Genomic DNA, 25,067 nt, shown 5'->3' on the forward strand with positions numbered 1-25,067 from the left:
CTCTCGGAGACGTCGTCATTTCGCGGCTCCCATCCGTCCGCGCGCCGCAAGAGCGGCCGACAGCAGAATGCAGGTCATGAAGATGATCGCGACCGACATCGCCGAGCCGTATCCGGTCTGGTCCTCGCGGAAGAAGCGCTGATAGAGCGTGAAGCTCATGACCTGGGTCGACGTGCCCGGCCCGCCGCCGGTGAGCAGATAGACTTCGTCGAAGACCTTGAAGGCGAGCACGAGGCGGAACGCGAACGTGACCATGATGGTCGGCAGCATCATCGGCAGCGTGACATATGTCAGCTCCTGCCAGCCGGAGGCGCCATCGATCTTGGCGGCCTCGTAGACATCCTGCGGCAGCGACTGCAGGCCGGCGAGGAACAGCAGGAAGCAGAACGGCGTCCAGTGCCAGATGTCGACGAAGATCACCGAAGCCAGCGCCGTGTTGGCCGAGCCGAGCCAGTTGAGCGGATCGATCCCGACCAGCGCGATCGCCTGATTGACCAGGCCGAAATCAAAATTGAGCAGGAGCTTCCAGATCGCGCCGACGACGATGCCGGGAACCAGGATCGGCAGGATGAAGATGGTGCGATAGAGCAGCCGGCCGCGCGTGACGCCGGTGCAAAGCAGCGCGAGCACGAAGCCGCACAGCATCTGGCCGCCGACGGCAAACAGCGCGAACAGGATCGTGTTGAGAATGCCGGCGCGGAACAGCGTGTCACCGGCAAGCGCGCGATAGTTGTTCAGGCCTGCGGCGGCGAAGCTCGAATGTCCGCCGCTCCAGCTCACGGTGAAGAAGCTGGTCGCGAACAGATTGACCAGCGGCAGCACGCTGAGCGCCAGCAACAGAAGGAGTGCCGGCGACAGCGTCAGCCAGCGCCACACCCGCTCATCGAGGCCGCGCTGGAAGTCGGCCGCAGCCGGCTGGCCTGCCGGGGTGGATGGTTCTGCCACCACCGCAGCCATTTGCGCGGCGGCGCTCGCCGATGGCTTCATCTCTAGCCTCAGAGCAATGCGGGCAGTTTGCCGGTATTGTAGCTGCGCTTCGACATCACGCCAAAGATCTGCTCGGCCATGCTGTTGAGTGCCTGGACCGAGGTCGAGTTGCCGGCGACAGCCTGGTTGAGGCCAAGCTCAAGGATCGAGATCACCTCGCTCGCTTCCGGGAACTGATAGATGTTGACCGCGTGCGGCAGGGCCTCGCCGAGTGGCTTCATCCAGCGATAGCGGCGTTCCTGGGCGATCGGATCGCGATAGCTTGCGGCGCTGACCGGAATGCCGCCGACCTTGGTATAGGCGAGCTGGGCCTCCTTGGTCTGGAACCAGCGCAGGAATTCCAGCGCGCTGCGCTTGCGATCATCAGGCACGTTGCGTGCGATGCCGCCCAGCCAATGGCCAAGGCCGGGACCGGTTGAGAAGCCCTCCGCATGCGGTGTGACCGCGAACTCCACCTTGTCGACCACGGCGGATTTGTCAGGATCGTCCATCTGCGACCATGCCGACACCACCACCATGATGTGCGCGGCCTTGCCGGTCAGCATGTTCTGGATCACCTCGGCCTGCTCCAGCGAGGCGGTCTGCGGATGACCGGCTTCCTTGGCGATCCGCAAATAATAGTCGAGCGCGGTACGGCCGGCTTCGTTGTTGAGCGTGACCGTGTAGTCGCCGGCGGCCTGGTTCTTGAAGATGCCGCCACCGAAGCCGTAGAGATAGGGATAGAAATCGTAGCTGACGGTCGCCGGGCCGCGGGCGCCGCGCTGGACGATGCCGTAGCGGCTCGGCGGCTTGTGCAGCTTCTTTGCGTTGGCTTCGAGCTCGGCGAACGTCTCGGGCGCCTTCAGGCCCGCCTCCTTGTAGAGATCGCCGCGATAATAGAGCAGCGGGATCAGCGGCGAGATCGGCACCGACATCAGCTTGCCGGAGGCCGACATCGTCTTCTTGTCGGCATCGAAATAGACGGTGTTGTCGAGCGTGTAGACGTCGGGATCGAGCTTGAAGGACGGATCGATCGCTGCGATCGGCTCGACGAAACCGCCGAAATACATTTCGGCGACCCATCCGGAATTCATGATCAGCAGGTCGTACTGGCCGTTCGCGGCGCGCACGGAGTTGCGCTGCTTCTCAAGCGATCCCGCAAAGGGATTGACGTCGAGCTCGACGTGGTTGCCGGTTTCCTTCTCGTAGAGCTCGACCGTCTTGCGGAAGCTGTCGAACCAGGGCGACTGGTTGATCACGATGGTCATCGGCGCGACCTTGGCCGCCGCCGCGTATCGCCACGGCGCAGCGAACCCCAGCGCAGCCGCGCCACCCGCACCCACGACCTGACGGCGCGTCAGGCCACGCTTCCCGCTCTGTCCCGGCATCTCAATCCTCCCCGCGTTTCGGCCGATTCCGGCTCTCTCAGGGGCCAAGCAAAACAGGATTCAGGTATTCTTACAAAGAGATAATTGTGTCGTAGGTATAGACAAAAGCTATGGCTTACCCTTGCGGCCGGCCGTCTCGGCGGCGCAAACGGCCTTGAGCGCATCGATGATCCCCGCGGCCGCCGGCGAGACCCAGCCGTCCTTGCGCGTGATGATTCCGGCATCGCGCGTCAGCGCAAGCTCGGGAACATTGAGCATGACGAGGCCGTCGCCCTCCGGCGTCTGCAGCGTCTTCGACACGGTGGTGGCGAGCGCATCGGAGTGCCGGAGGACGTTGAGTTGAAGCGCGACCGACCCGCTTTCGAGCATGCTTTTCGGCGGCGCCAGATCATTGGCGACGAACAGCGAGTCGAGCCGGCGATGGGCCCGCGTCGCATGCGGTGGCTTGATCCAGGGATATTGCAACAGATCGCTCATGCTGACCCGCCTTCGCTGGGTCAGCGGATGACCGCGGCGGCAACAGACGCCGAGCCGATCGGATGTCAGTGTCAGCGTCTCGAACTCGCGCTGGTCCTCGGGCGAGGGAATCTCGGCGACGACGAAGTCGAGCTCGCCTTGCCTGAGCGCACGGAGCAACGACTCGTCGAAGCCGGCGTCGACGCGAACGCGGATCAGCGGATGCGCCGAGAACGTGCGCGCGAGTGCCGCCGGGAGATATCGTCGCAGCCAAGTCGGGCCGGCGCCGATCAAGACTGTTCCGACGGCGCCGGAACGTTGCGCGGCAATCTCCTGCCCCGCATCCTTCATCTGGACGTGCACGGCCTCGGCGTGTCGCAGCAGCGTGGTCCCGAACGATGTCAGCGCTACGCCACGTGGCAATCGCTCGAACAATTTGACCCCGAGTTGCTCCTCGAGCAGCCTGATGCTTTTGGTCAGGGTCGGCTGGGCAATGTTCAGATCGGCTGCGGCAAGCGATATGTTCTTGCGCTGCGCGACGCGCAGGAAATATTCGAGCTGTCGGAAATCCATCGCTGCATGTACCCCGAACGAATCGCCGCTTTCATATTTCCATTGTGCAAGGCCAGGCGGGACGACTTCCGCTTATCCCCAAAATCCGACGCTTACGGGCAAGCCGCTAATGCATAGCCCCAAGGCCGCTCTCCGCAAGCCGGCCTGCGAACCAGAGCGTCTGCGGCTGATCGACACCGCCGCTGACATAGACCTCCGACGTCGTCACGCCGTGCTTGTCCAACACCAGGAGCACGCCGATCCAATAGGCGAACCAGATGTGCGGGTCGGTCAGCGCCATCAGCTTGTGCTGGTCGTGGTCCAGCGGCGTGTGATTGCTGGCCTTGCGGATCTCGACGGTCAGCAGATTGTTCGGGATCTCGCGCTGGTGCACGACGATGTCAGGATAGATCGACTTGCCGAGATGATCGTCGGTCGAGATGATGCTGCCGTGCGGCAGATGCAGCGTGCGCTCGCCGAGGCGGTCGTAGTTGCAGTCGACGGCCCAGCCTGAAAAATGCTGCTCGAGATAGACGGCGAAGCGGTGCGTGATGGCACGTTCGCCGACGTCCTTCTCGAACAGGAATTTCTCGTGGGCATAGAACTCCCTGAGCGCCGCGATCACCTTGTTCAGCTCGGTCTGCATCGTGACTCCGGGCCCTCGGCGCTCTGGGTTGGATGCCCTACATCTGCACTTCGATCAGCCGCGGCCCGGGCTCGGCGACGGCCTCCGCCAGCGCCTTGTTGAACTCGTCGGCATTGGTGACGGCGCGGCCGGGCACTCCCATGCCCTTGGCCAGCGCGACGAAATCGAGCGTCGGACGGTCGAGGCGGAGCATGTCGTTGGCGCGCTGACCGGGCTCGCCGGCGCCGACATTGTCGAACTCGCCGCGCAGGATCTGGTAGATGCGGTTCGCGAACACGATGGTGACGATGTTGAGGTTCTCGCGGGCCTGGGTCCACAGCGACTGGATCGTGTACATCGCGCTGCCGTCGCCGACCATGGTGATGACCTTGCGGTCCGGGCAGGCGATCGCGGCGCCGATCGACAGCGGGGTCGAGAAGCCGATCGAGCCACCCATGTTCTGCAGCCAGTCGTGCGGGGCGGCGGCGGCCGTCGGCGGGAAGAAGCCGCGGCCGGTGGTGAGGGACTCGTCGACCATGATGGCGTTCTCGGGGATCGCACAGGCAATCGCCTGCGCGATCGAGGCGAAGGTGAGCGCGCCGGTCGGCTTGACCAGCTCCTGCAGCGCCTGCGGCTTGACGTCCCTGGCGCTGGCCTTCACGGCGCCGGCGAGCGCCTCCAGCGCCGCCACCGAATTCTCGCCCCAGGAGGTCATGCGGTGGACCTCGCAGCCCTCGGGCTTGAGCATGCTCGGCTTGTTCGGATAGGCGAAGAACGCCACGGGATCGTCGGACTCGACCAGCACGATGTGACGGAACTTTGCCAGCATCGGCAGCGCGTTCTCGATCACATAATGGATGCGGTCGATCGAATAGCGGCCGCGGCCACGCGCCATCTTGGGGCGGAAGGTCGGGCCCATCACGGTGCAGCCGGTCTTGCCGGCGATGCGCTCGGCCAGCGCCAGGCCGTGCTCGCTGAGCGCGCTGCCGGTCATCAGCAGCAATGTGCCCTCGCCGTCGCCGTGCAGGATTTTTGCGGCCCGATCGACCGCCTGCGGCGAATAGCTGGCGCGCTGCTGCTCGGCCGGCACCTCGGCGATGCCGTCGGCCTCGTTCCAGGCGGTGTCGGCCGGCAGGATCAAAGTCGCGATCTGCGGCGGGGCGCTTTTGGCGGCGGCAATCGCGGCGGCGCCGTCGGCGGCGACCGCTTTGGAATTCGGCGAGGTCCGGACCCAGGACGACATCGGCCGGGCCAGGCCCTCGATGTCGGAGGTCAGCGGCGCGTTGTAGTCGATGTGGTAGACGGCATGCTGGCCGACGATGTTGACGATGCCGGAATTCGCCTTCTTGGCGTTGTGCAGATTGGCAAGGCCGTTGGCGAGGCCGGGGCCGAGATGCAGCAGGGTCGAGGCCGGCGTGCCCTTCATGCGGAAATAACCGTCGGCGGCACCCGTCACCACGCCTTCGAACAGGCCGAGCACGCAACGCATGCCGGGCACGCGGTCGAGCGCCGCGACAAAATGCATCTCGGAGGTGCCCGGGTTGGTGAAGCAGACGTCCACCCCGCCCTTGACCATCGTCCGCACCAGGCTTTCCGCACCGTTCATCCCAACACTCCCGCAGGCCATTTCCGACGTTCCGTCGGATCATCATTGTTCGCTCGGCCCGTCAAAGCAATAGCGGCCATTGCGGCCCTGTCCCGCGCCGCGATGTGCGGGTTTGGCTAATAGTGTTTTGAGGCGGTTTCCGATTTGCTAACGGCAACCACCGGGCCTCACGCGGCCGTGGCTTGCGAAATGCCGGCAAATATGGCCTGTGTTCGTCATTGAATCGATTTTTTTGCTGGGGGAATGAATGATCCGGTTTCTTGCCGCAACTGTCGCCACCATGGTGGCCGTGACGATCGGAGCGAGCAGCGCATCCGCCGCGGGGATGGTGGACTTCACGGGCACCAGCTCCACCGGCTATCTCGGTGGCGGCGCGAGCCCGATCCCCCGCGCCACCGTCATGTATAACGGCAATTATGCCCCCGGCACGATCGTGGTGAACACCGCCGAGCGCCGGTTGTATCTCGTCCTCGAGAACGGCCAGGCCCTGCGCTATGGCATCGGCGTCGGCCGCGACGGCTTCCGCTGGGGCGGGGTGCACAAGATCACCGCCAAGAAGGAATGGCCGGAGTGGACGCCCCCGTCGCAGATGATCGCCCGCCGGCCGGACCTGCCGCGCCACATGAAGGGTGGCATCGAGAACCCGCTCGGCGCGCGCGCGATGTATCTGGGATCGACCCTCTACCGCATCCACGGCTCCAACGAGCCGGAGACGATCGGTCAGGCGGTGTCCTCGGGCTGCTTCCGCATGACCAATGACGACGTCACCGACCTCTACGGCCGCGTTGGCGTCGGCACCACCGTGGTTGTGCTGAACAACTAGCGCCCAGGCGGGCTCCCGTAGCTCTCGTAGGGCGGGCAAAGGCGCACTTGCGCCGTGCCCACCATCACCCTCGATCGCGAAAAATGCGTGGGGCACGCTTCGCTTGCCCACCCTACGGCACCGTGGCTGAAGCGACCGGAACCTGCCCGGCCGCGTGAATTTGCGGACTTGTGCGCACGACGCGAATACGGCAGCGTTGCGCGACGATGAGCGCATTGGTCCCGCCCGCGCCTGCCCTACGCTTCGCCCTGCTGACGCTCGCAGCGCTCGCATGTGTGCCCGACATCGTCCCCAAGGCGGCCGCCGGCGAATTGCCGGCGATCGCCTCACGCCAGCGCAGCGAGAAGAAGAGCTTTACCGACGCCGAAATCGTCGACGGCTTTTTCAAGACCGCGTTCGGCGCCGAATATCACCTCGCCGGCCGCGTCGATCGTATCCGCAAGTTCGACGGGCCAGTGCGCGTATTCGCCGAGACCGATCGCGCCGACCGCAAGGCGCAGCTCGCAAAGGTCGTGGCCGACATCGGCAAGCGCGTGCAGCATCTCGACATCGCCATGACCGATACCAGCGAGGCGGCCAATGTGCGGGTGAAGCTGGTGCGCGACCGCGACCTCTACCGCACCATTACGAGCTTCTACGGCGCGGAGAAGGCGCGCGAGATCCGCACCTCGCTCGATCCGCAATGCCTGTCCGGCTTCCGCAAGAACGAGCAATTCGAGATCGAGCATTCCGACGTCATCCTCACCGTCGACGTCAGCGACTTCACCTTCCTCGACTGCGCCTATGAGGAGGTGCTGCAATCGCTCGGTCCCATCAACGACACTGCGAGCGTGCCGTGGACCATGTTCAACGACAATGTGTCGATGGGCTATTTCGACGTCTACGACCAGTACATCCTCAATGTGCTCTACGATCCCCGCATCAAGGCCGGCATGACCGTGCCGGAGGTGAGAGCGGCGCTGCCCGAGGTGCTCGCGGACGTGCGGGCCTGGGTGAAGCAGGTGAACGAGTTGAAGGAGTGAGGTGAGCCCGCTCGCAATGACGGAGCAAGTTGCAGCGTCCTACTGCACCAGATCGGCCACCGTGGTCGCGGCCTTCAGCCCGGTGCCGGTGAGGACCGCAACCGTTGTCTCATTCGCCTTGATGGCGCCGGTGGCGGCGAGTTTCTCCAATGCCGCGGCCGCGCTGGCGCTGGTGGGCTCGGCGAACAGGCCCTGCCGCGCCAGGCGGCGCAGGGCGGCGACGATTTCGTCCTCGGTGAGCGCCACCGTGCCGCCGCCGCTCTCGCGCAAGGCGGCGATGATTTCGCGCAACCGCAACGGATGCTTGATCGCCGTGCCCTCGGCGATGGTCTTGCTCACCTCGCGCGCAACTGATGTATCGACGCCGGCCTTGAAGCTGGCATCGATCGGCGAGCAGTTGAGCGGCTGGGCCGCGAACAGGCGCGGCAGCTTTGCGATCTGCCCCGCCTTCAAGAGCTCGCGGAAGCCGAAAGCACAGCCAAGCAGGCTGCTGCCCGCACCGACGGGAACGATGACATTGTCGGGCGCACGAAAGCCGAGATCTTCCCAGATCTCATAGGCGAGCGATTTCGTGCCTTCGAGAAAGAACGGCTGCCAATTGTGGCTGGCGTAAAAGGTCTGGCGCGATTGCCTGATGGCTTCGGCCTCCGACTCCTCGCGCGGACCCTCGACCAGCTGCACCTCGGCGCCATAAGCGCGCACCTGCGCGATCTTGGCCGGCGAGGTCGAAGCCGGCGCCAGGATCTTCACGCGCATGCCGCCGGCGGCGCCAAGCCCCGCCATCGACGAACCGCCATTGCCGGAGGAATCCTCCAGAATGGCGTTGATGCCGATCTGCCGGAGGAAGGACAGCATCACCGCCGAGCCGCGGTCCTTGAAGCTGCCGGTCGGGTTGAACCATTCGAGCTTGAAGAGAGGCCGCAAATCGCCCCAGCCCTGCTGCACCAGCGGCGTGCAGCCGGTACCGAGCGAAATCGGATCCTTGATCTCCACCGGCAACGCCGCCCGGTAGCGCCACAGCGAGCGCGTGCCGCTGTCGATGTCGGCGCGCGAGATCCCTGCCCCCGGTGTCACCAGCAGCGGCGTTTGCTCGTCGGAGCACCAGCGCGGCTCGAGAAGCGGATAGAGCTTTCCATTGCGGGGATCGATGTAGCTGGCGGCGGACATGGTGTTCTCCGGGGGGCAGAGCCGATCCGGTCGATATGTCCGAATATGCAGGTTTTATCCAGTCGCCGGACGCGCCCCTTCAAAAATTTGAACAATTACATAGATATAGGGCGTGTTCTGGCGCCCTCCGCCGGTACGGACCGGCGGCGCGACCAGCCGCTCCGCACGATTAACTTGTCTGTCGCCAAGGGCCGCTACAATATGATGGATTGCGTCGCCGGGCTCTGCTCCGGCAGCGCTGATAAGCCAGGCCCGTCCGAGCGGCGGGCCGTTGGCTTTTTGGGAGTTTGGCCATGAGCCGCGCGAATCGTACTGAGCATATCCGCCTCACCTCTCATCCGGAGCCGGGCAAGAAAGCCGCGTACCCGATTCACTGGGGCGCAGGCGATGCGCGCGCCCGCGGGCCGATCATCGGCACGGTGTCGCGCGCCGGGGATCGCAACGTGATCGGCAGCCACGGTGGCTCCTATGCCATGTACCGTGCGCTCGCGGTCTCCGCCGGCGCGCTCGATCCGATCAGGCGCCCCGATCTCACCAACACGTTCCCCGCCGCGACCATCGGACCGTTCGAGCAATGGCGCGATCCCGCAAAGATCGTCGCGCTCGATCCCTGGGGCCATCTGGTCGCCGAGAACTTCGGCAAGGACATTGCCGAGGGTGTCGACATCCGCCCCAGCATCGCAGTGACGCGCGCACGGCTCGACCTGCCCGAAATTCGCGAGGCGTTGGCCGCCAAGCGCCTGCGCGCCGATGGCGAGGTCGTGCATGCCAATGGCAGCGTCTCGGTGGTGAAGATCGCGATCGATCCGGTCTGGTACCTGCCCGGCCTTGCCGAGCGTTTCAAGACCAACGAGACCGAGCTGCGCCGCACGCTGTTCGAGCAGACCGCCGGCATGTTCCCCGAGCTGGTGACGCGCCCGGACCTGAAAGTGTTCCTGCCGCCGATCGGCGGCACCACGGTGTACATGTTCGGCGATGTGACCAAGCTGCCGGATCATCGCACCAAGATCACCTGCCGCGTGCATGACGAGTGCAACGGCTCCGACGTGTTCGGCTCCGACATCTGCACCTGCCGGCCTTATCTCATCCACGGCATCGAGGAATCCGCGCGCGGCGCGCAGGAGGGCGGGCTCGGGCTCGTCGTCTACAACCGCAAGGAAGGCCGCGCGCTCGGCGAAGTCACCAAATTCCTGGTCTACAATGCGCGCAAGCGCCAGGAGGATGGCGACGCAGCCGCCGCCTATTTCGAACGCACCGAATGCGTCGCCGGTGTCCAGGACGCGCGCTTCCAGCAATTGATGCCGGATACGATCCACTGGCTCGGCCTCAAGCGCATCGACCGCTTCCTGTCGATGAGCGACATGAAATACGACGCGCTGACCTCGCAAGGCATCGACATCGTCGAGCGCGTGCCGATCCCGCCGGAGCTGATCCCGGCCGACGCCTATGTCGAGATCGCCGCCAAGAAGGCCGCCGGCTATTACTCGACCGACATCGCGCCGGAGAAGGACGTCGATGGCGTGGTCGGACGTTCGCTGGAAAAATACTGATCTCGTGATGGCGGAGGCCTCAGAACAAGAAGCACGCGCCTTGCTGTCCGCAAAGGCGGTTCGCGCGCGTGCCGTCCAAATGCTCGACATTGGCCTGCGGGGCGGGCTCAGGCATTTCACCGTCGATCTCGATCGGATGGATGGCGTTGCGGAGGCCGTGCTGGCGGTGACGCGAAAGGCCTACCCGACGCTCGACATTCCCTTCCACGCGCGCTGGCGGCATTTTGTGTTCGGCGGTGTCGACCGCTGGGCGCAATTGGCCGACGCAGCCGTGTGGTCTGATCGAGCCGCGCGGGCGCGCGCGGAGTTCGACCTTGCCATCGTCAGCGTGCTGCTCGATGCCGGCGCTGGCGCAATGTGGCGATACCGTGATGCGGTGACGGGACAAGGCATCGGTCGCTCCGAGGGGCTGGCACTCGCAAGCCTCGACATGTTTGCGGGCGGGCTGTTTTCGCGCGATGCGCGCGCGCCGTTCAGGGTCGATGCCGATGTCCTGGCAAAGCTGCCGCTCCCGGCACTGACGTCGGCCTTCCAGGCAAGCGATGCCAATCCGCTGCTCGGCCTGGAGGGACGCACCGACCTGCTGCAACGTCTGGGCCGGCTGGTGGCCGCACGCGCCGAGATTTTTGGCATGCACGACACGCCGCGGCCGGGCGGGTTGTTCGACCACATCGCCGCGCGGGCTGTGGATGGCACCATCCCCGCGCCTGCGATCCTGTCCGCGGTGCTGAACCAGCTTGGACCGATCTGGCCGTCGCGGCTCGAACTCGCCGGCGTCCCGCTCGGCGATTGCTGGCGACATCCGGCGATCAGGGCCGACGATGCGACCGCCGGCCTCGTGCCGCTGCACAAGCTGTCGCAATGGCTGAGCTATTCGCTGATCGAGCCGCTACAGCGCGCAGGCTTCGATGTCACCGATATCGATGGCCTCACCGGCCTTGCCGAATATCGCAATGGCGGCCTGTTCGTCGATCACGGGGTGCTGCGCCTGCGCGATACCTCGGACGCCGAGCGTCCACATGCGGTGGATTCGCTGCTCGTCGTCGAGTGGCGCGCGCTCACCGTCGCGCTGCTCGACCGCGCTGCAGATCTCGTTCGCGCCAAGCTCGGCCGCACGCCGCAGTCGCTGCCGCTCGCCAGCATCCTGGAAGGCGGCACCTGGGCCGCCGGCCGGGCCATCGCCTTTGCGCGCCGTCCCGATGGCTCCCCGCCGCTCAAGGTGATCAGCGACGGCACTGTTTTCTAGCCCAGCATTGTTGTCCGCCGCACTGACTTGATGAATTTCAGGAGCATCCGATCATGGAAGGCGTCACGATCGTCGATCATCCGCTGGTGCAGCACAAGCTGACCCTGGTGCGGGACAAATCGATCTCGACAAAGTCGTTCCGCGAGCTGATCAAGGAGATCGGCATGCTGCTCTGCTACGAGGTGACGCGCGACTTGCCGCTCACCGACACCATGATCGAGACGCCGCTGGCGACGATGCACTCGGCCAAGATCGCCGGCAAGAAGCTGGTGTTCGTGCCGATGCTGCGCGCCGGCACCACCTTCGTCGACGGCATGATGGACCTGGTGCCGACCGCGCGCGTCGCCCATATCGGGCTCTATCGCGAACCCGAGAGCTTTGCCGCAGTCGAGTATTTCTTCAAATCGCCGTCGGATCTCAGCGAGCGCCTCGCCATCGTGGTGACGCCTGTCGTCGCCACCGCCAACACGGCCGTGGCCGCAGTCGACCGGCTGAAGGAGCGCGGCGCCAAGGACATTCGCCTCGCCTGCCTGATCGCAGCACCCGAAGGCCTCGAGCGCCTGCGCGGCTTGCATCCCGACGTGCACATCTGGACGGCGGCAGTGGATGAAGGCCTCGACGAGAACGGCTTTATCCTGCCGGGCCTCGGCGATGCCGGCGACCGCGCCTACGGGACGCGATAGTCGCGAACTAGATCCTCCCGCTGCCGCAGATGCCCTTCAGCGCCTGCCATTCCTTGTCCGTCAGCAGCGGCGGGCCGCTGGCGGGGCGGTCCTCCCTGGTCATGCGCGCGAGGCGGTCCTCGGTGAGCGGATGGCTCGCCAGGATTGTCGACAAGCCCGAGCCGCCCTCCTTGCCGGTGATGCGGAACATCAACTCGGCCGCGGGCTTCGGCGAGCGGCCGAGCTTGTGCATGATCTCGATCGCGAACGTATCGGCGCCCGTCTCGGCCTCGCGCGAATAGGAGGCTTCGACCACGCTGCGCGAGGCGAAGATCACGGCGGAGGAGCCGGTGACGTCGCCGAACAACAGACCGATCAGGAACGAGGTGCCGCCGTTGTAGATCAGGCCGCGCATGTTGTCGTGATGCTTCAGATGCCCAAGCTCGTGGGCAAGGATGCCGGCAAGCTCGTCGGGATTTTCGGCCTTGTCGAGCAAGGCACTGAGCACATAGACCTTGCCGCCCGGCAGCGCGAACGCATTCGGCACTGAGGTTCGCAGCACGCCTGCCGTCATGGAATCGTCGTCGAGGCCGGCGGCGTCGCGCAGGCTGTTGACGAGCTTGCGGAACGCCGCCTGACCGGCCGTGTCATCGCAAGCCTGACCGCGGAAGATCGTTTTCACCTGCACCTCGGACGCATCGCCGATGCGCCGCTCGATCGGCTTCGGCACCAGCGGCGCGAGGCGATCCGCGGCCAGCGGCACGCCGAACAGCACGACGCAGACGATGGAGATGGCGGCCGCGACCGACCAGCCCACGATCTTTGCGACACCGCGACCGGTGGTCTGGTGCTCGTCGATGCGAGGACAGCGTGCGATCAGACCAGCGCCGAAAGCGGCATCGCGAATCTCGAGCCGCGCCAGCGCCGGCGCAGACGTCGAGGTCAGGCGCAGGATGCCGGCCGGACTGTCGGCGCGACGGATGTCGTCATACGCCCAATGCGTAACGGCCGAGCTCGCCTGGACGTCGCTGAGCTCAGCGATCTCAAGCGCATTTCCCAGAGTCAGCGTGACTTGCCGACGGCGGCTCGACAGGCCGTCGAAGAAGATCGCCGTCTGTCCGGGCTTCGGTTCGGCGCCGGGCTCGGCAGTCACATCACTCACGGTTCAAAATCCTGCGACATCGAGACCATCGGCAAACCCTTCGCCGAGCGCGCTGGCGAGCTCGCCGCTGGCGCGGACGTCGGCTGCAGCTCCGATATCATGCACCGCGACGGTCTCCAGCACCATGGCCCAGAGATCGCGCTGGAGATAGACGCGCATGATGATGTTCATGGCGAGGGCCAGCGCGAAGTAACCGATCACCATCATCACCAGCATCGGAATGCTCTTGGCCGCATGGCCCGGCCCGAACAGCTGCTCGGCCGGCACACCGCTCAGCTTGACGGCGAGCATGGTGGCACCGCCAAGATAGAAGCCGAACAGGGTCGAGAGCAGCAGCCACCAGCCGACCATCTTCCAGTAGAGGCCGTAAAAAGCATTATGCGGCAGGTCCGAGGACAGGCCGACGCCGCCGACGCGGATGCCGTTCAGCCACCAGCGCCATTCGCGCGCCTTGAACTCGGCATAGAGGAACGGCGCAAGCGGGAAGATCAATACCGCGATCGGGCTGAGCAACCACAGCCACCAGCCGCGCTTGAAGAACTCCCATCCGTTGCCTTCGAAGTCGCCCTGCAGATCGCCGAAATGCGTGTGCTGCATCTTGTAGCGCTCGAGCGAGGCCTCGCGCCATGGCAGCGCCAGGCCGAGCGTCAGGAACACCAGGAGACCCCACAGCATCGCGCGGAAGGAATAGGCCCAGCCGGAGCCGTCCATCCAGAAGCGTACGCCGCGCCAGACCGTGCGCGTCAAACGATACCGACGGGCGCGAAAGATCGCGAACTGGCCGAAGGCATAAAAGGAGATGAACAGCGGCGTCGAGGCAAAGCCCTGCCAGCGCTCGAATTCGATGCCGACGAGGAAATAGGCGAGATAGATCGGCACCAGTATCGCGAGCGCGAACAGGAAGCCGATCAAGAGTTCTTTGCCGCGGCCGGTGTATTCGGCGGCGTCGCCGTCGATGGACGTGTTCGACCACAGATGGCGGCGGATGTCAGTGACGAGCCAGAACCGATAGAAGCCGAAGGTGACGAGCTCCAGCATGGCACCCTTGGTGACCATCTTGCGGAACTCGGTCCGATTGCCGGTGAAATCGACCCGCGTGGGCGGCAACGGCGGCGGGACCGGTTCAGAGGGGCCCATGGGGGTCCATTGCATATCGTTCACGGCAACAACCTCGGGATGCGGATCGTTTTCTCTCAAACTATAGATCAGAGGTTAGTCGATCCCCAACATGAGCGGGTTCGATTTGCCTCGGTTTGGAGCGATTTCTGACAGGATTTCATGACGAACGGCGTGCGGCAGGTCACGTTCGTGATGACACCTCTGTTGCGGCAAAACTGCCGCTTGCTCCGAAGCACGTAACGCGTTGTAATTGTAGTTCAAATACCGCGACGCAGAATTCACAAAAATCGAGCGGTCATGTCAGGGAGAACGGTCATGCATGGGACCATGGAAAGCGCGGCAAATCTCGACGCATTGCGCGAGCGCGCGTCATCGCTTCCGCTGGCGCAGTTCGACCCCGGTGACCCCGAGCTGTTCCGGACCGATACGTTCTGGCCGTATTTCGACCGGCTGCGGCGCGAAGATCCCGTGCACTATTGCAAGGACTCGATGTTCGGTCCGTATTGGTCGGTGACGCGCTACAACGACATCATGGAGATCGAGACCAATCATTCGGTGTTCTCTTCGGCATCTTCGCTCGGCGGCATCACCATCCGCGACGTCGATCCCGATCTGCGCCGCGAGAGCTTCATCTCCATGGACCCGCCGCGTCATGCCGCGCAGCGCAAGACCGTGGCGCCGATGTTTACGCCGACGCATCTGGACAATCTCGCGCTCAACATCCGCAAGCGCTCGGCCGAGTGCCTGGACAATCTGCCGGTGGGCGAGGTGTTCGACTGGGTCGACCAGGTCTCGATCGAACTGACCACCCAGATGCTCGCGGTGCTGTTCGACTTCCCCTGGGAGGACCGCCGCAAGCTGACGCGCTGGTCTGACATCGCCACCACCATCCCCGGCCCAGATGGACTCGTCGCGACCGACGAGGAACGGATGGCCGAGCTTGGCGAATGCGCCGCCTATTTCTCGCGCCTCTGGAAGGAACGCGCCGAGCAGCCGCCGAAGAGCGACCTGCTCTCGATGATGGTCCACGGCGCGGCGACGCGCGACATGGATGCCAAGAACTTTCTCGGCAATCTCATCCTTTTGATCGTCGGCGGCAACGACACCACGCGGAACACCATGTCGGGCTCGATTTACGCGCTGAGCCAGTATCCGGACCAATATCGCAAGCTGCGCGAAAACCCTGATTTGCTCGACAGCTTCGTGCCCGAGGTGATCCGCTGGCAGACGCCGCTGGCGCATATGCGCCGCACCGCGCTCTCCGATTTCGAGTTCCGCGGCAAGCAGATCAAGAAAGGTGACAAGGTCGTGATGTGGTACGTCTCGGGCAACCGCGACGAAGAGGCCATCGAGAAGCCCTACGACTTCATCATCGACCGCGCCCGTCCGCGCACGCATCTCTCCTTCGGCTTCGGCATCCACCGTTGCGTCGGACTGCGGCTTGCCGAACTCCAGCTGAAGATTATCTGGGAGGAGATCCTGAAGCGTTTCGACCACATCGACGTGGTCGGCGAGCCGAAGCGGGTGTATTCGAGCTTTGTGAAGGGTTTGGAAACGTTGCCGGTCAAGATTGCGGCGTGACCTCCGAATTATAGTGTATAACATTGGCACTTGCGACGACGCGCCACTGCGACGGCGTGAACGAACCTACTGGAGCGACTGCCCATGAACATTCAGACCCCGGTCAAGGCCGACAAGGCCGAACGCATGCGGCGCGCGCGCGAGGAAGCCTATGCGACGCCGCTGAAGAATTTTCATCCCGGCGCGCCCAGGCTGTTCCAGGACGACACGCTGTGGCCGTGGTTCGAGCGGCTGCGCAAGGAAGAGCCGGTGCATTACTGCACCAATGCGCCGATCGAGCCGTATTGGTCGGTGGTGAAATACAACGATATCATGCATGTCGACACCAACCACGGCATCTTCTCGTCGGACTCGACGCTCGGCGGCATCTCGATCCGCGACGTGCCTGAGGGCTACGACTGGCCGAGCTTCATTGCGATGGACCAGCCCAAACACTCGTCGCAGCGCAAGACCGTGTCGCCGATGTTCACGCCGACGCATCTTGACGAGCTCGCAAAACTGATCCGCCAGCGCTCGCAGACCGTGCTGGACAATCTGCCGCGCAACGAGACCTTCAATTTCGTCGAGCGCGTCTCGATCGAGCTGACGACGCAGATGCTGGCAACGCTGTTCGACTTCCCCTGGGAGGAGCGCCGCAAGCTGACGCGCTGGTCCGACGTCTCGACCGCCCTGCCCAAGAGCGGCATCGTCGCCTCGGCCGAAGAGCGCCGCCGCGAGATGGACGAATGCTACGCCTACATGTCGAAGCTGTGGAACGAGCGCGTCAACTCCGCGCCGCGCAACGACCTCTTGTCGCTGATGGCCCACAACGACGCCACGCGCTTCATGGACCCCGACAATCTGATGGGCAACATCATCCTGCTCATCGTCGGCGGCAACGACACCACGCGCAACACCATGACCGGCTCGGTCTTGGCGCTGAATGAGAATCCTGAACAATACGACAAGCTGCGCGCCAACCCTGGCCTGATCGACACCATGGTGCCCGAGGTGATCCGCTGGCAGACGCCGCTGGCGCACATGCGCCGCACCGCGCTCCAGGACACCGAGATCAACGGCAAGCACATCAAGAAGGGCGACCGCGTCGTGATGTGGTACGTCTCGGGCAACCGCGACGAGGAGATGATCGAGCGGCCGAACGACTTCATCATCGACCGCGCCCGGCCGCGCACGCACCTCTCCTTCGGCTTCGGCATTCACCGCTGCGTCGGCATGCGGCTCGCCGAGCTGCAGCTGCGCATCGTCTGGGAGGAGATGCTGAAGCGGTTCGACCGGATCGAGGTGGTCGGCGAGCCGAAGCGGATCTATTCCAGCTTCATCAAGGGGTACGAGACGCTGCCGGTGAGGATTCCGGGCTGAGCTCGATCCTCCGGAGCTTCGCCGTTAAGGCAATCCGCATCCTCAATCTCCGCCGTCATGCTCCGCGAAAGCGGGGCATCCAGTAGGCCGCGGCTTCTCGGCTCTCGCCGCGCCGTCTCTGGAATACTGGATTGCCCGCTTTCGCGGGCAATGACAGCGGAGTGCGGAGCCCCCAGCTATAAAATTTCGGCATGACAGGTCGCGCCAGATGCGAAGACAACGCAGCGCCCGGCTGGTCTACGACACCAGCACATCTAACTCAGCTTGATATCCCACACGCCTTCCTTGCGGCAGGCGGCGACTTCCTCGCGCAGCAGTGCAGTCACGGCGAGCGAGGCCGTCGAGGCCGGGCGGTCGATCGGAGAAGCGAAAATGAGCTCGCGCGTCATCGGCTTGGACACCATCGCCGTTTCCAGCCTGCCGTCGGCGACCTCGGCGTGGACCGACGATGGCGGCAGCAGCGCAAAGCCGAGCCCTTCCTCGACGAGGCTCGTCAGCACGCGGAACGAATCCGCCTCGAGCTGGACGTTGAGCTTGATCTTGCGCTGGGCGGCGGCGTGCTCGATCAGCGCGCGGAGGCCGTGGGAATGACTTGGGAGCACCAGCCGCTGCCGCAGCAGCCAGCCGATATCGACGCTCTTCTTGCGCGCGAGGCCGCAGCCGCGCGGGCCGACCGCGACGATGTTGTCGCGCCCCAGGCTCTGCACATTGAGATGCAGATCGGCGGAACGGCCGTAGAGGATGGCGAGGTCCATCTCCCCGCGATGCAGCCATTCGACGATATGGCCGCTGTAGCTCTCGACGATGCGCAGCGAGATGCCGGGAAATCTTTCGACGCAGCGCCGCGCAAAGCGCGCCGACAGCACGCAGCTCACGGTCGGAACCAGGCCGAGCACGACCTGTCCGGACGGCGGCCCCTTGGCCGACTGGATGTCATCGCGGATCTGGTCGATCTGCCGGACGATGCCGGAGGTGCGCGCCAGCAGCAGCCGACCCGCTTCCGTCAGCACCATGCCGCGACCGTTGCGGGTGAACAGTTCCGTGCGCAGCTCGTGCTCCAGCAGCTTGATCTGCCGGGAGAGCGCAGGCTGCGCCACACGCAGCGTGTCGGAGGCCTTGCTCAGGCTGCCGAGCTCCGCCACGCAACTGAAGGTCCTGAGCTGCCGGAAATCCATACTTGCCAATCCTGGAAGGCTACTCCATACGCTATAGCAAATGAGCATAGGGGGCTGGCGATGTTTTCACAACGCCAGAGGATCGGCCGGCGTTATCTTGACTGCCGCACCAAACAGGAAACGCCATGAGCGAACAACACCACAGCGAAGATTACGCCGATATCCGCGATGCCGTCGCAAAGCTGTGCGCGCAGTTTCCCGGCGAATACTGGCGCAAGCTGGATCGCGAGATGGCTTACCCGAAGGCTTTCGTCGATGCGCTGACTGAGGCCGGCTATCTCTCGGTGCTGATCCCGGAGGAATATGGCGGCGCGGGTCTGAAGCTGTCCGCGGCGGCGGCGATCCTGGAGGAGATCCAGCGCGCAGGCTGCAACGGCGGCGGCTGCCATGCGCAGATGTACACGATGGGCACGGTGCTGCGGCACGGCAATGCCGAACAGAAGGCCAAATACCTGCCGAAGATCGCCAGCGGCGAGTTGCGCCTGCAGGCGTTCGGCGTCACCGAGCCGACCAGCGGCACTGATACGTCCTCGCTGAAGACTTTCGCGCGCAAGGAAGGCAACGACAGCTATATCGTCAACGGCCAGAAGATCTGGACCAGCCGCGCCGAGCATTCCGATTTGATGGTGCTGCTGGCCCGCACCACGCCGAAGGAGCAGGTCAAGAAGCGCACCGACGGGCTCTCCGTGTTCATCGTCGACATGCGCGAGGCCAAGAACAATGGGCTCGAGATCCGCCCGATCCGCACCATGATGAACCACGCCACGACAGAAGTGTTCTTTACCGACATGAAGGTGCCGGCGGAGAATCTGATCGGCGAGGAAGGCAAGGGCTTCCGCTACATCCTCTCCGGCATGAACGCCGAGCGCATCTTGATCGCGGCCGAATGCATCGGCGATGCGAAGTGGTTCATCGCCAAGGCGACGAATTACGCCAAGGAGCGCGCGGTGTTCGGCCGTCCCATAGGCCAGAACCAGGGCATCCAGTTTCCCATCGCCAAGGCCTATGCCTCGATGCGTGCGGCCGAGCTGATGGTGAAGGAAGCGACGCGCAAGTACGAGGCCGGGCTCGATTGCGGCGCGGAGGCCAACATGGCCAAGATGCTGGCAGCCGATGCGTCATGGGAAGCGGCGAATGCCTGCATCCAGACCCATGGCGGTTTTGGCTTTGCCGAGGAATACGACGTCGAGCGCAAATTCCGCGAGACGCGGCTCTATCAGGTCGCGCCGATCTCGACCAACCTTGTGCTGTCCTTTGTCGCCGAGCATGTGCTCGGCATGCCCCGCTCGTACTGAGGTCGCACCATGGGAGCTCTTGACGGGATAAGGGTGATTGCGGTTGAGCAGGCCGTGGCGGCGCCGTTCTGCTCGTCGCGGCTGGCGGATGCCGGGGCGGAGGTCATCAAGATCGAACGGCCGGAAGGCGATTTCGCCCGCGGCTATGACGCGGCGGCGAAGGGCCAGAGCAGCTATTTCGTCTGGCTCAATCGCGGCAAGCAATCGGCCGTGGTCGACCTCGCCACCAAGGAGGGGCGCGCCGAGCTGGAAAAGCTGATCGCGAGCGCCGACGTGCTGGTGCAGAACCTCAAGCCGGGCTCGATGGACAAGCTCGGCTTCTCGCGCGAGCGCCTGCTGAAGGATTATCCCAGGCTGATCTCCTGCACGATTACCGGTTATGGCGACGAGGGCCCCTACGCGCACCGCAAGGCCTATGATTTGCTGATCCAGGCCGAGAGCGGGCTGGCCTCGATCACCGGCAATCCTGACGGCGCTTCGCGCGTCGGCATGTCGATCGTCGACGTCGCGACCGGCGCGACTGCGCATGCGGCGATTTTGGAAGCGCTGATCGCACGCGGGCGCACCGGCAAGGGCTGCGACATCCGCATCTCCATGTTCGACGTGATGGCCGACTGGTGCACCGTGCCGCTACTCAACGCCGAGGCCGGCAATCCGCCGAAGCGCATGGGGCTGCGTCATCCCTCGATCGCGCCCTACGGCGTGTTCACGTCGAAAGACGGCAAGGATATCCTGATCTCGATCCAGAGCGAGCGCGAATGGAAGACGCTCTGCGCCGAGGTGCTGGACCGACCGGATCTGCCCAAGGACCCCCGCGTCGCCAACATGGTGGAGCGCGTGCGCAACCGCGACTTCACCGACCAGACGGTGGCAGATATCTTCGGCAGGATGACGCGCGATGAGCTCTTGAAGCGGCTGTCCGATGCCGACATCGCCTTCGCCGAGGTCAACACGATGGCCGACCTCACCAACCATCCGCATCTGCGCCGCATCGAGGTGGATACGCCGAACGGCCGCGTCAGCTATCCCGCGCCGGCGCCGATCATCGTCGGCGAGACGCGCACCTACGGCGCCGTGCCCGCCATCGGCGAAAAGCCCAAGACGTAACAAGAGCGAGGCATCATGACCGAGAAGCTCGACATCGATCACCTCAGGCAATGGATCGGCCGCAGCACCGAGGCCAGCGACATCGTTACTGCGCAGCTCGTCATGAGCCTGCGCGCGACGCTGTTCCAGGACGTCGGTGCACCCAAGGCGGGCGATGCCGCGCCGTTCACGGTGCATTGGTGCCTGGCGCAGCCGGTATTTCCGATGTCGATGCTCGGGCCCGACGGCCATCCGACCCGCGGCGGCTTCCTGCCGCCGGTGCCGCTGCCGCGCCGGATGTGGGCCGGCGGCGAGATCGAATTCCTGCAGCCGCTGCGCGTCGGCGACGAATCGACCCGGACCTCGCGCATTGCCGACGTGCAGGTGAAGACGGGTTCGACCGGCACACTGTGCTTCGTCTCGGTCGAACATAGCGTCTCCTCGCCGCGCGGCATCGCCATCCGCGAGCGGCAGGACATCGTCTATCGCGAGGTGACGAGCAGCGCGCCCGCAGCCGCGAAATCTCCGCCTCCGCCGCCGAAGGCGCAGCACCGCGAGACACATGTGTCCGATCCCGTGCTGCTGTTTCGCTACTCGGCGCTGACCTTCAACGGCCACCGCATTCATTACGACCGTGACTATGTCACCAAAGTGGAGGGCTATCCGGGCCTGATCTTCCACGGCCCGTTGCAGGCGGCGCTCATCATCGAGATGGCGGCGAAACTTCGCAGCGGCAAGGCGCCGAAGAAGTTCACCTATCGCGGGGTGCAGCCGTTGTTCGAGGGCACGGAGTTCTCCGTCAACGCCAACGAGACGGCCGACGGCATGGAGCTGTGGACCGCGAATGCGGAGGGGCAGCCGACGATGAAGGGGACGGCGGTGTGGTGATCTGTTAGATGTTCACCCCGAAGAGTTGATAGGGACGGAAACCAATGTCCAAGAACGGCAAGACCGGCAGCAAGTCCGTCACCGTCAAGCAGGCGACGCTCGACCTGCTGCGCGCCTTCGGCATCAGACGCGTGTTCGGCAACCCTGGCTCGACCGAGCTGCCGTTCCTTTCCGACTGGCCTGACGACATCGACTATGTTCTGGCACTGCAGGAAGCCTCCGCCGTCGGCATGGCCGACGGTTATGCGCAGGCGACGCGCAATGCGGGCTTCGTCAATCTGCATTCGGCCGCCGGCGTCGGCAACGCGCTCGGCAACATCTACACCGCGCATCGCAACCAGACGCCGCTGGTCATCACCGCGGGCCAGCAGGCGCGCTCGATCCTGCCGCTGCAGGCGTTCCTCTATGCCGAGCGCGCCTCGGAGTTTCCGCGGCCCTATGTGAAATACAGCGTCGAGCCGGCGCGGCCCGAAGACGTGCCCGCCGCAATCGCGCGGGCCTATTACACCGCGATGCAGCCGCCCTGCGGGCCGACCTTCGTGTCGATCCCGATCGACGACTGGACGCACGCGACCGCGCCGGTCGATGCGCGCAAGGTCAGCCGCGAGATCGGCCCTGAGCCCGAGGCGATGAAGGCGCTGGTCGCCGCACTCGGTTCGGCAAAGCACCCTGCCCTCGTCGTCGGCCCCGGCGTCGACCGCGCCGGCGCGGTCGATTTGATGGTGCGCGTCGCCGAGAAGGCGAAGGCGAGCGTCTGGGTCAGCCCGTTCTCGGCGCGCTGCTCGTTCCCCGAGCGCCATCCGCAATTTGCCGGCTTCCTGCACGCTTCGCCCGCGCAGCTGTCCGACGCGCTGCGCGAGCACGACCTGGTCGTCGTGATCGGCGCGCCTGTCTTCACCTTCCATGTCGAGGGCCATGCCGCGATCTTCGATGGCGGCGCCACCATCTTCCAGATCACGGATGATGCGGATGCAGCCGCGGTGACGCCTTCAGGCACCAGCATCATCGCGACGATGAAGCCAGCGCTGAGCGCGCTGCTCGACCTGCTGCCCGAGAGCAAACGCGCCGCGCCAAGAGGCCGCACACTGCCGCCGGCGCCGCAGGCCGCCGATCCGCTGCCGGTCGAGTTCCTGCTGCACTCGCTGTCGCAGGCGATGCCGGATGGCGCGTCACTGGTCGAGGAAGTGCCCTCACATCGGCCCGCGATGCAGAAATTCCTGCCGATGCGCGGCCAGGATAGTTTTTACACGATGTCGAGCGGCGGCCTCGGCTACTCTCTCCCCGCTGCAGTCGGCATGGCACTGGGCAAGCCGAAGCAGCGCACCGTGTGCCTGATCGGCGACGGCTCGGCGATGTACTCGATCCAGGCGCTGTGGACCGCCGCTCAGCGCAAGCTGCCGCTGACCATCGTCGTCATCAATAATTCCGGTTACGGCGCGATGCGCTCGTTCAGCCAGGTGATGCAGGTGCGCAACGTGCCGGGGCTGGAGCTGCCAGGGATCGACTTCGTCCGTCTCGCCGAAGGCATGGGCTGCCATGCGGTGCGCGTGAGCAAGGCGGCGGAGCTCGGCGAGGCGCTGAAGCGCGGCATGGCGTTTGAGGGCACGAGCCTGGTGGAGGTGGTCGTGGATTCGGCGGTGCCGGTGCTGTACGGGCAGAAGCATTAGGGGAGCGCGTAGCCCGGATGGAGCGAAGCGCAATCCGGGCTACAGAAGATTACTTCCCGAACTCTTCCCGCATCTTGGCCTGGATCTTGGCCATGCCGCCGATCCAGCGGTCGTAGTTCTCGGTCTTCTTGCGCATGTAGCCGAGCACCTGGGGGTGCGGCAGGATCAGGAAGGTCTCCTGCTCGAGACCGGCGAGCACATCCTTCGCCACCTGCTCGGGCGTGAGGTCGCCGTCGCCGGATTGCGGGCCCTTCGGGATCGAGCGCAGCATGTTGGTGTCGACACCCTGCGGGCAGAGGATCGAGACCTTGATATTGTGCGCCTTGTGCGAGATCGCGAGGTTCTCGGCAAAGCCCACTGCGGCATGCTTGGTGGTAGAATAGGCTGGGCTGCCGACCTGCGACAGCAGGCCCGCGGCCGAGATGGTGTTGAGGAAATAGCCGCCGCCGCGTGCCTTCATGCGGGGGATCAGATGCCGCGCCGCATAGACATGCGCCATGACGTGGATCGCCCAGCTGCGTTGCCACGGCTCGTCGGAGGCGCCGCCGGCATTCAGCGACATCGGATCGAAGCCGCCACCGATGCCGGCGTTCGAGCAAAAGAGACCAATAGGGCCAAACTGCCGCTCGGTCTCCTCGATGACGTGCGCGACCTCCTTTTCCTGCGCGACGTCGCATCTGAACGCCGCGCCGTCCACCGTGGCGGCGACGGCCCGCGCGTTGGCGGCATCCATGTCCGCAACGACAACCTTGGCGGCCCCCGCCTTGTGAAAGGCTTCGCACAGCGCCTTGCCGATGCCATTGGCGCCGCCCGTGACGACCACGACTTTGCCGGTCACCTGCATGCGACGTCTCCTCTTTTCTTGTACGATCTCGCCTTGTGTGGTCTCATCCCGCGTCGCGGGACGTGCTCAGTTCAGCACGAGGTCGAGCACCGCGGTATAATGGCATGCCGCGCCGGCCAAGACAAAGCCATGCCAGATCGCGTTCTGGAAACGCAACCGCCGCCAGGCGTGGAAGATCACGCCAAAACTGTAGAGCAGGCCGCCCGCAAGGATGAAGCCGAGCGCGAGCGCGGGCAGCGCCTGGACCACGGGTCCGTAGAGCATCACACCACTCCAGCCCATGACGAGATAGATGCCGACCGAGACACGATCAAACCGGCCGGGATAAAAAAGTTTCAGCACGATGCCTGATATCGCGGCACACCAGACGCCCGCGAGCAGCACCAGCGCGAACGCGCTGTCCCTCACCTCCAGAATGAAAGGCGTGTAGGTCGCGGCGATCAAAAGATAAATCGCGGAATGGTCGAAGCGGCGCAGCAGCCATTTGGCGGGCGAGACTGGCCAGAGATTATAGGTCGCGGACAGCACCAGCATCGAGAGCAGCCCCGCGACATAGATCGAGACGCCGACAATGTCGGTGCCATCGGCATAGACCGCTGCCAGCACCATCAGCACGGTCGCAGCGATGATGCCGGCAAGCACGCCGATCCCATGGATGATGCCGTCGGCGATCAGCTCGGCGCGATCGTAATTCCAGCGGATCGCGTCGGCTGCGGCGTGGACGGAGGTGGATGCAAGTTGTTTCAATTGGAAGACGGTCATGGCAATCCGCAAAGGCTGAGATAATGCCGTTTTTGTATGGGTCTTTCGGGATCGGCGCGTCGTTCA

Annotated in this window: 22 protein-coding genes; 11 read left to right on the forward strand and 11 right to left on the reverse strand. The window is 64.7% G+C overall.

Annotated features, from left to right (window positions below):
• Nucleotides 1-15 precede the first annotated feature (15 nt).
• From XI06_RS34720 to XI06_RS34740, 5 genes are all read right to left on the reverse strand, one after another.
• Nucleotides 16-987 carry a carbohydrate ABC transporter permease gene (locus XI06_RS34720; protein WP_271607356.1) on the reverse strand — a complete coding sequence of 324 codons (972 nt, stop codon included), beginning with the start codon at nucleotides 985-987 and terminating at the stop codon, nucleotides 16-18.
• 8 nt (nucleotides 988-995) lie between these two features.
• A complete protein-coding gene (locus XI06_RS34725; protein ID WP_271607357.1) occupies nucleotides 996-2,354 on the reverse strand; it encodes an extracellular solute-binding protein in 1,359 nt (452 codons plus the stop codon).
• Between the two features lie 108 nt (nucleotides 2,355-2,462).
• The gene (locus XI06_RS34730) at nucleotides 2,463-3,383 is read right to left on the reverse strand and encodes a LysR family transcriptional regulator (protein ID WP_237872107.1); all 921 of its coding nucleotides are present in this window, start codon (nucleotides 3,381-3,383) and stop codon (nucleotides 2,463-2,465) included.
• A gap of 106 nt (nucleotides 3,384-3,489) precedes the next feature.
• Nucleotides 3,490-4,008: a hypothetical protein gene (locus XI06_RS34735; RefSeq protein ID WP_271607358.1), complete on the reverse strand. Its 519-nt coding sequence runs from the start codon at nucleotides 4,006-4,008 to the stop codon at nucleotides 3,490-3,492.
• A gap of 37 nt (nucleotides 4,009-4,045) precedes the next feature.
• Nucleotides 4,046-5,593 carry an acetolactate synthase large subunit gene (locus tag XI06_RS34740; protein ID WP_271607359.1) on the reverse strand — a complete coding sequence of 516 codons (1,548 nt, stop codon included), beginning with the start codon at nucleotides 5,591-5,593 and terminating at the stop codon, nucleotides 4,046-4,048.
• A 325-nt stretch (nucleotides 5,594-5,918) separates the two neighbouring features.
• On the opposite strand from XI06_RS34740, the gene XI06_RS34745 reads away from it, so the two are divergent.
• On the forward strand, nucleotides 5,919-6,416 hold the full coding sequence (locus XI06_RS34745) for a L,D-transpeptidase (RefSeq protein WP_377803112.1): 498 nt from the start codon (nucleotides 5,919-5,921) through the stop codon (nucleotides 6,414-6,416).
• A 206-nt stretch (nucleotides 6,417-6,622) separates the two neighbouring features.
• Nucleotides 6,623-7,438: a DUF2927 domain-containing protein gene (locus tag XI06_RS34750; protein WP_271607360.1), complete on the forward strand. Its 816-nt coding sequence runs from the start codon at nucleotides 6,623-6,625 to the stop codon at nucleotides 7,436-7,438.
• A 39-nt stretch (nucleotides 7,439-7,477) separates the two neighbouring features.
• On the opposite strand, the gene XI06_RS34755 is transcribed toward XI06_RS34750, so the two are convergent.
• Nucleotides 7,478-8,605: a threonine synthase gene (locus tag XI06_RS34755; protein WP_237872099.1), complete on the reverse strand. Its 1,128-nt coding sequence runs from the start codon at nucleotides 8,603-8,605 to the stop codon at nucleotides 7,478-7,480.
• A gap of 293 nt (nucleotides 8,606-8,898) precedes the next feature.
• On the opposite strand from XI06_RS34755, the gene XI06_RS34760 reads away from it, so the two are divergent.
• Genes XI06_RS34760 through upp form a run of 3 tightly spaced genes read left to right on the forward strand, consistent with a single transcriptional unit; the run spans nucleotide 8,899 to nucleotide 12,084 of the window.
• On the forward strand, nucleotides 8,899-10,155 hold the full coding sequence (locus XI06_RS34760) for a GTP cyclohydrolase II (protein WP_237866031.1): 1,257 nt from the start codon (nucleotides 8,899-8,901) through the stop codon (nucleotides 10,153-10,155).
• Between the two features lie 7 nt (nucleotides 10,156-10,162).
• Nucleotides 10,163-11,401, forward strand: coding sequence for a URC4/urg3 family protein (locus XI06_RS34765; protein WP_271607585.1), 1,239 nt, complete (start codon nucleotides 10,163-10,165; stop codon nucleotides 11,399-11,401).
• A 53-nt stretch (nucleotides 11,402-11,454) separates the two neighbouring features.
• Complete coding sequence (gene upp / locus XI06_RS34770; RefSeq protein ID WP_237866030.1) at nucleotides 11,455-12,084, forward strand: uracil phosphoribosyltransferase; 630 nt, start codon at nucleotides 11,455-11,457, stop codon at nucleotides 12,082-12,084.
• A gap of 7 nt (nucleotides 12,085-12,091) precedes the next feature.
• On the opposite strand, the gene XI06_RS34775 is transcribed toward upp, so the two are convergent.
• Nucleotides 12,092-13,225 (reverse strand): M48 family metallopeptidase, encoded by a 1,134-nt coding sequence (locus XI06_RS34775; protein WP_442869485.1) that lies wholly within the window; start codon nucleotides 13,223-13,225, stop codon nucleotides 12,092-12,094.
• 3 nt (nucleotides 13,226-13,228) lie between these two features.
• Nucleotides 13,229-14,377, reverse strand: a complete 1,149-nt coding sequence (locus XI06_RS34780; RefSeq protein WP_249798472.1) for a YjgN family protein — start codon at nucleotides 14,375-14,377, stop codon at nucleotides 13,229-13,231.
• 282 nt (nucleotides 14,378-14,659) lie between these two features.
• Here XI06_RS34780 and XI06_RS34785 point away from each other — a divergent pair, with 282 nt between their 5' ends.
• Both XI06_RS34785 and XI06_RS34790 read left to right on the forward strand, forming a co-directional pair.
• Entirely contained in the window at nucleotides 14,660-15,925 is a 1,266-nt protein-coding gene (locus XI06_RS34785; protein WP_237866028.1) for a cytochrome P450, read from the forward strand.
• Between the two features lie 84 nt (nucleotides 15,926-16,009).
• Nucleotides 16,010-17,284, forward strand: coding sequence for a cytochrome P450 (locus XI06_RS34790; protein WP_237866027.1), 1,275 nt, complete (start codon nucleotides 16,010-16,012; stop codon nucleotides 17,282-17,284).
• A 254-nt stretch (nucleotides 17,285-17,538) separates the two neighbouring features.
• Here XI06_RS34790 and XI06_RS34795 read toward each other — a convergent pair whose 3' ends face one another.
• On the reverse strand, nucleotides 17,539-18,459 hold the full coding sequence (locus XI06_RS34795; protein ID WP_271607361.1) for a LysR family transcriptional regulator: 921 nt from the start codon (nucleotides 18,457-18,459) through the stop codon (nucleotides 17,539-17,541).
• A gap of 125 nt (nucleotides 18,460-18,584) precedes the next feature.
• Between XI06_RS34795 and XI06_RS34800 the strand changes: the two genes are divergently transcribed.
• Genes XI06_RS34800 through mdlC form a run of 4 tightly spaced genes read left to right on the forward strand, consistent with a single transcriptional unit; the run spans nucleotide 18,585 to nucleotide 23,395 of the window.
• Complete coding sequence (locus XI06_RS34800) at nucleotides 18,585-19,754, forward strand: acyl-CoA dehydrogenase family protein (RefSeq protein ID WP_271607362.1); 1,170 nt, start codon at nucleotides 18,585-18,587, stop codon at nucleotides 19,752-19,754.
• 9 nt (nucleotides 19,755-19,763) lie between these two features.
• On the forward strand, nucleotides 19,764-20,861 hold the full coding sequence (locus XI06_RS34805) for a CaiB/BaiF CoA transferase family protein (RefSeq protein ID WP_237866024.1): 1,098 nt from the start codon (nucleotides 19,764-19,766) through the stop codon (nucleotides 20,859-20,861).
• 15 nt (nucleotides 20,862-20,876) lie between these two features.
• On the forward strand, nucleotides 20,877-21,728 hold the full coding sequence (locus XI06_RS34810; protein WP_271607363.1) for an FAS1-like dehydratase domain-containing protein: 852 nt from the start codon (nucleotides 20,877-20,879) through the stop codon (nucleotides 21,726-21,728).
• Between the two features lie 44 nt (nucleotides 21,729-21,772).
• The gene (mdlC, locus tag XI06_RS34815) at nucleotides 21,773-23,395 is read left to right on the forward strand and encodes a benzoylformate decarboxylase (RefSeq protein WP_237866022.1); all 1,623 of its coding nucleotides are present in this window, start codon (nucleotides 21,773-21,775) and stop codon (nucleotides 23,393-23,395) included.
• 49 nt (nucleotides 23,396-23,444) lie between these two features.
• Here mdlC and XI06_RS34820 read toward each other — a convergent pair whose 3' ends face one another.
• Both XI06_RS34820 and trhA read right to left on the reverse strand, forming a co-directional pair.
• On the reverse strand, nucleotides 23,445-24,239 hold the full coding sequence (locus XI06_RS34820; protein WP_237866021.1) for an SDR family oxidoreductase: 795 nt from the start codon (nucleotides 24,237-24,239) through the stop codon (nucleotides 23,445-23,447).
• 66 nt (nucleotides 24,240-24,305) lie between these two features.
• A complete protein-coding gene (gene trhA / locus XI06_RS34825) occupies nucleotides 24,306-25,001 on the reverse strand; it encodes a PAQR family membrane homeostasis protein TrhA (protein ID WP_237866020.1) in 696 nt (231 codons plus the stop codon).
• Nucleotides 25,002-25,067: the final 66 nt, after the last annotated feature.

The sequence above is a fragment of the Bradyrhizobium sp. CCBAU 11434 genome (genome assembly GCF_028128895.1).
Classification (GTDB): Bacteria; Pseudomonadota; Alphaproteobacteria; order Rhizobiales; family Xanthobacteraceae; genus Bradyrhizobium; species Bradyrhizobium zhengyangense.

Coding starts and splice junctions, on each gene's coding strand:
- XI06_RS34750 (WP_271607360.1), top strand. CDS start 6,623: ATGAGCGCATTGGTCCCGCCCGCGCCTGCCCTACGCTTCGCCCTGCTG.
- XI06_RS34740 (WP_271607359.1), bottom strand. CDS start 5,593: ATGAACGGTGCGGAAAGCCTGGTGCGGACGATGGTCAAGGGCGGGGTG.
- XI06_RS34725 (WP_271607357.1), bottom strand. CDS start 2,354: ATGCCGGGACAGAGCGGGAAGCGTGGCCTGACGCGCCGTCAGGTCGTG.
- XI06_RS34755 (WP_237872099.1), bottom strand. CDS start 8,605: ATGTCCGCCGCCAGCTACATCGATCCCCGCAATGGAAAGCTCTATCCG.
- XI06_RS34765 (WP_271607585.1), top strand. CDS start 10,163: ATGGCGGAGGCCTCAGAACAAGAAGCACGCGCCTTGCTGTCCGCAAAG.
- upp (WP_237866030.1), top strand. CDS start 11,455: ATGGAAGGCGTCACGATCGTCGATCATCCGCTGGTGCAGCACAAGCTG.
- XI06_RS34785 (WP_237866028.1), top strand. CDS start 14,660: ATGCATGGGACCATGGAAAGCGCGGCAAATCTCGACGCATTGCGCGAG.
- XI06_RS34745 (WP_377803112.1), top strand. CDS start 5,919: ATGGTGGACTTCACGGGCACCAGCTCCACCGGCTATCTCGGTGGCGGC.
- XI06_RS34735 (WP_271607358.1), bottom strand. CDS start 4,008: ATGCAGACCGAGCTGAACAAGGTGATCGCGGCGCTCAGGGAGTTCTAT.
- XI06_RS34790 (WP_237866027.1), top strand. CDS start 16,010: ATGAACATTCAGACCCCGGTCAAGGCCGACAAGGCCGAACGCATGCGG.
- XI06_RS34760 (WP_237866031.1), top strand. CDS start 8,899: ATGAGCCGCGCGAATCGTACTGAGCATATCCGCCTCACCTCTCATCCG.
- mdlC (WP_237866022.1), top strand. CDS start 21,773: ATGTCCAAGAACGGCAAGACCGGCAGCAAGTCCGTCACCGTCAAGCAG.
- XI06_RS34720 (WP_271607356.1), bottom strand. CDS start 987: ATGAAGCCATCGGCGAGCGCCGCCGCGCAAATGGCTGCGGTGGTGGCA.
- XI06_RS34810 (WP_271607363.1), top strand. CDS start 20,877: ATGACCGAGAAGCTCGACATCGATCACCTCAGGCAATGGATCGGCCGC.
- XI06_RS34780 (WP_249798472.1), bottom strand. CDS start 14,377: ATGCAATGGACCCCCATGGGCCCCTCTGAACCGGTCCCGCCGCCGTTG.
- trhA (WP_237866020.1), bottom strand. CDS start 25,001: ATGACCGTCTTCCAATTGAAACAACTTGCATCCACCTCCGTCCACGCC.
- XI06_RS34820 (WP_237866021.1), bottom strand. CDS start 24,239: ATGCAGGTGACCGGCAAAGTCGTGGTCGTCACGGGCGGCGCCAATGGC.
- XI06_RS34800 (WP_271607362.1), top strand. CDS start 18,585: ATGAGCGAACAACACCACAGCGAAGATTACGCCGATATCCGCGATGCC.
- XI06_RS34730 (WP_237872107.1), bottom strand. CDS start 3,383: ATGGATTTCCGACAGCTCGAATATTTCCTGCGCGTCGCGCAGCGCAAG.
- XI06_RS34795 (WP_271607361.1), bottom strand. CDS start 18,459: ATGGATTTCCGGCAGCTCAGGACCTTCAGTTGCGTGGCGGAGCTCGGC.
- XI06_RS34805 (WP_237866024.1), top strand. CDS start 19,764: ATGGGAGCTCTTGACGGGATAAGGGTGATTGCGGTTGAGCAGGCCGTG.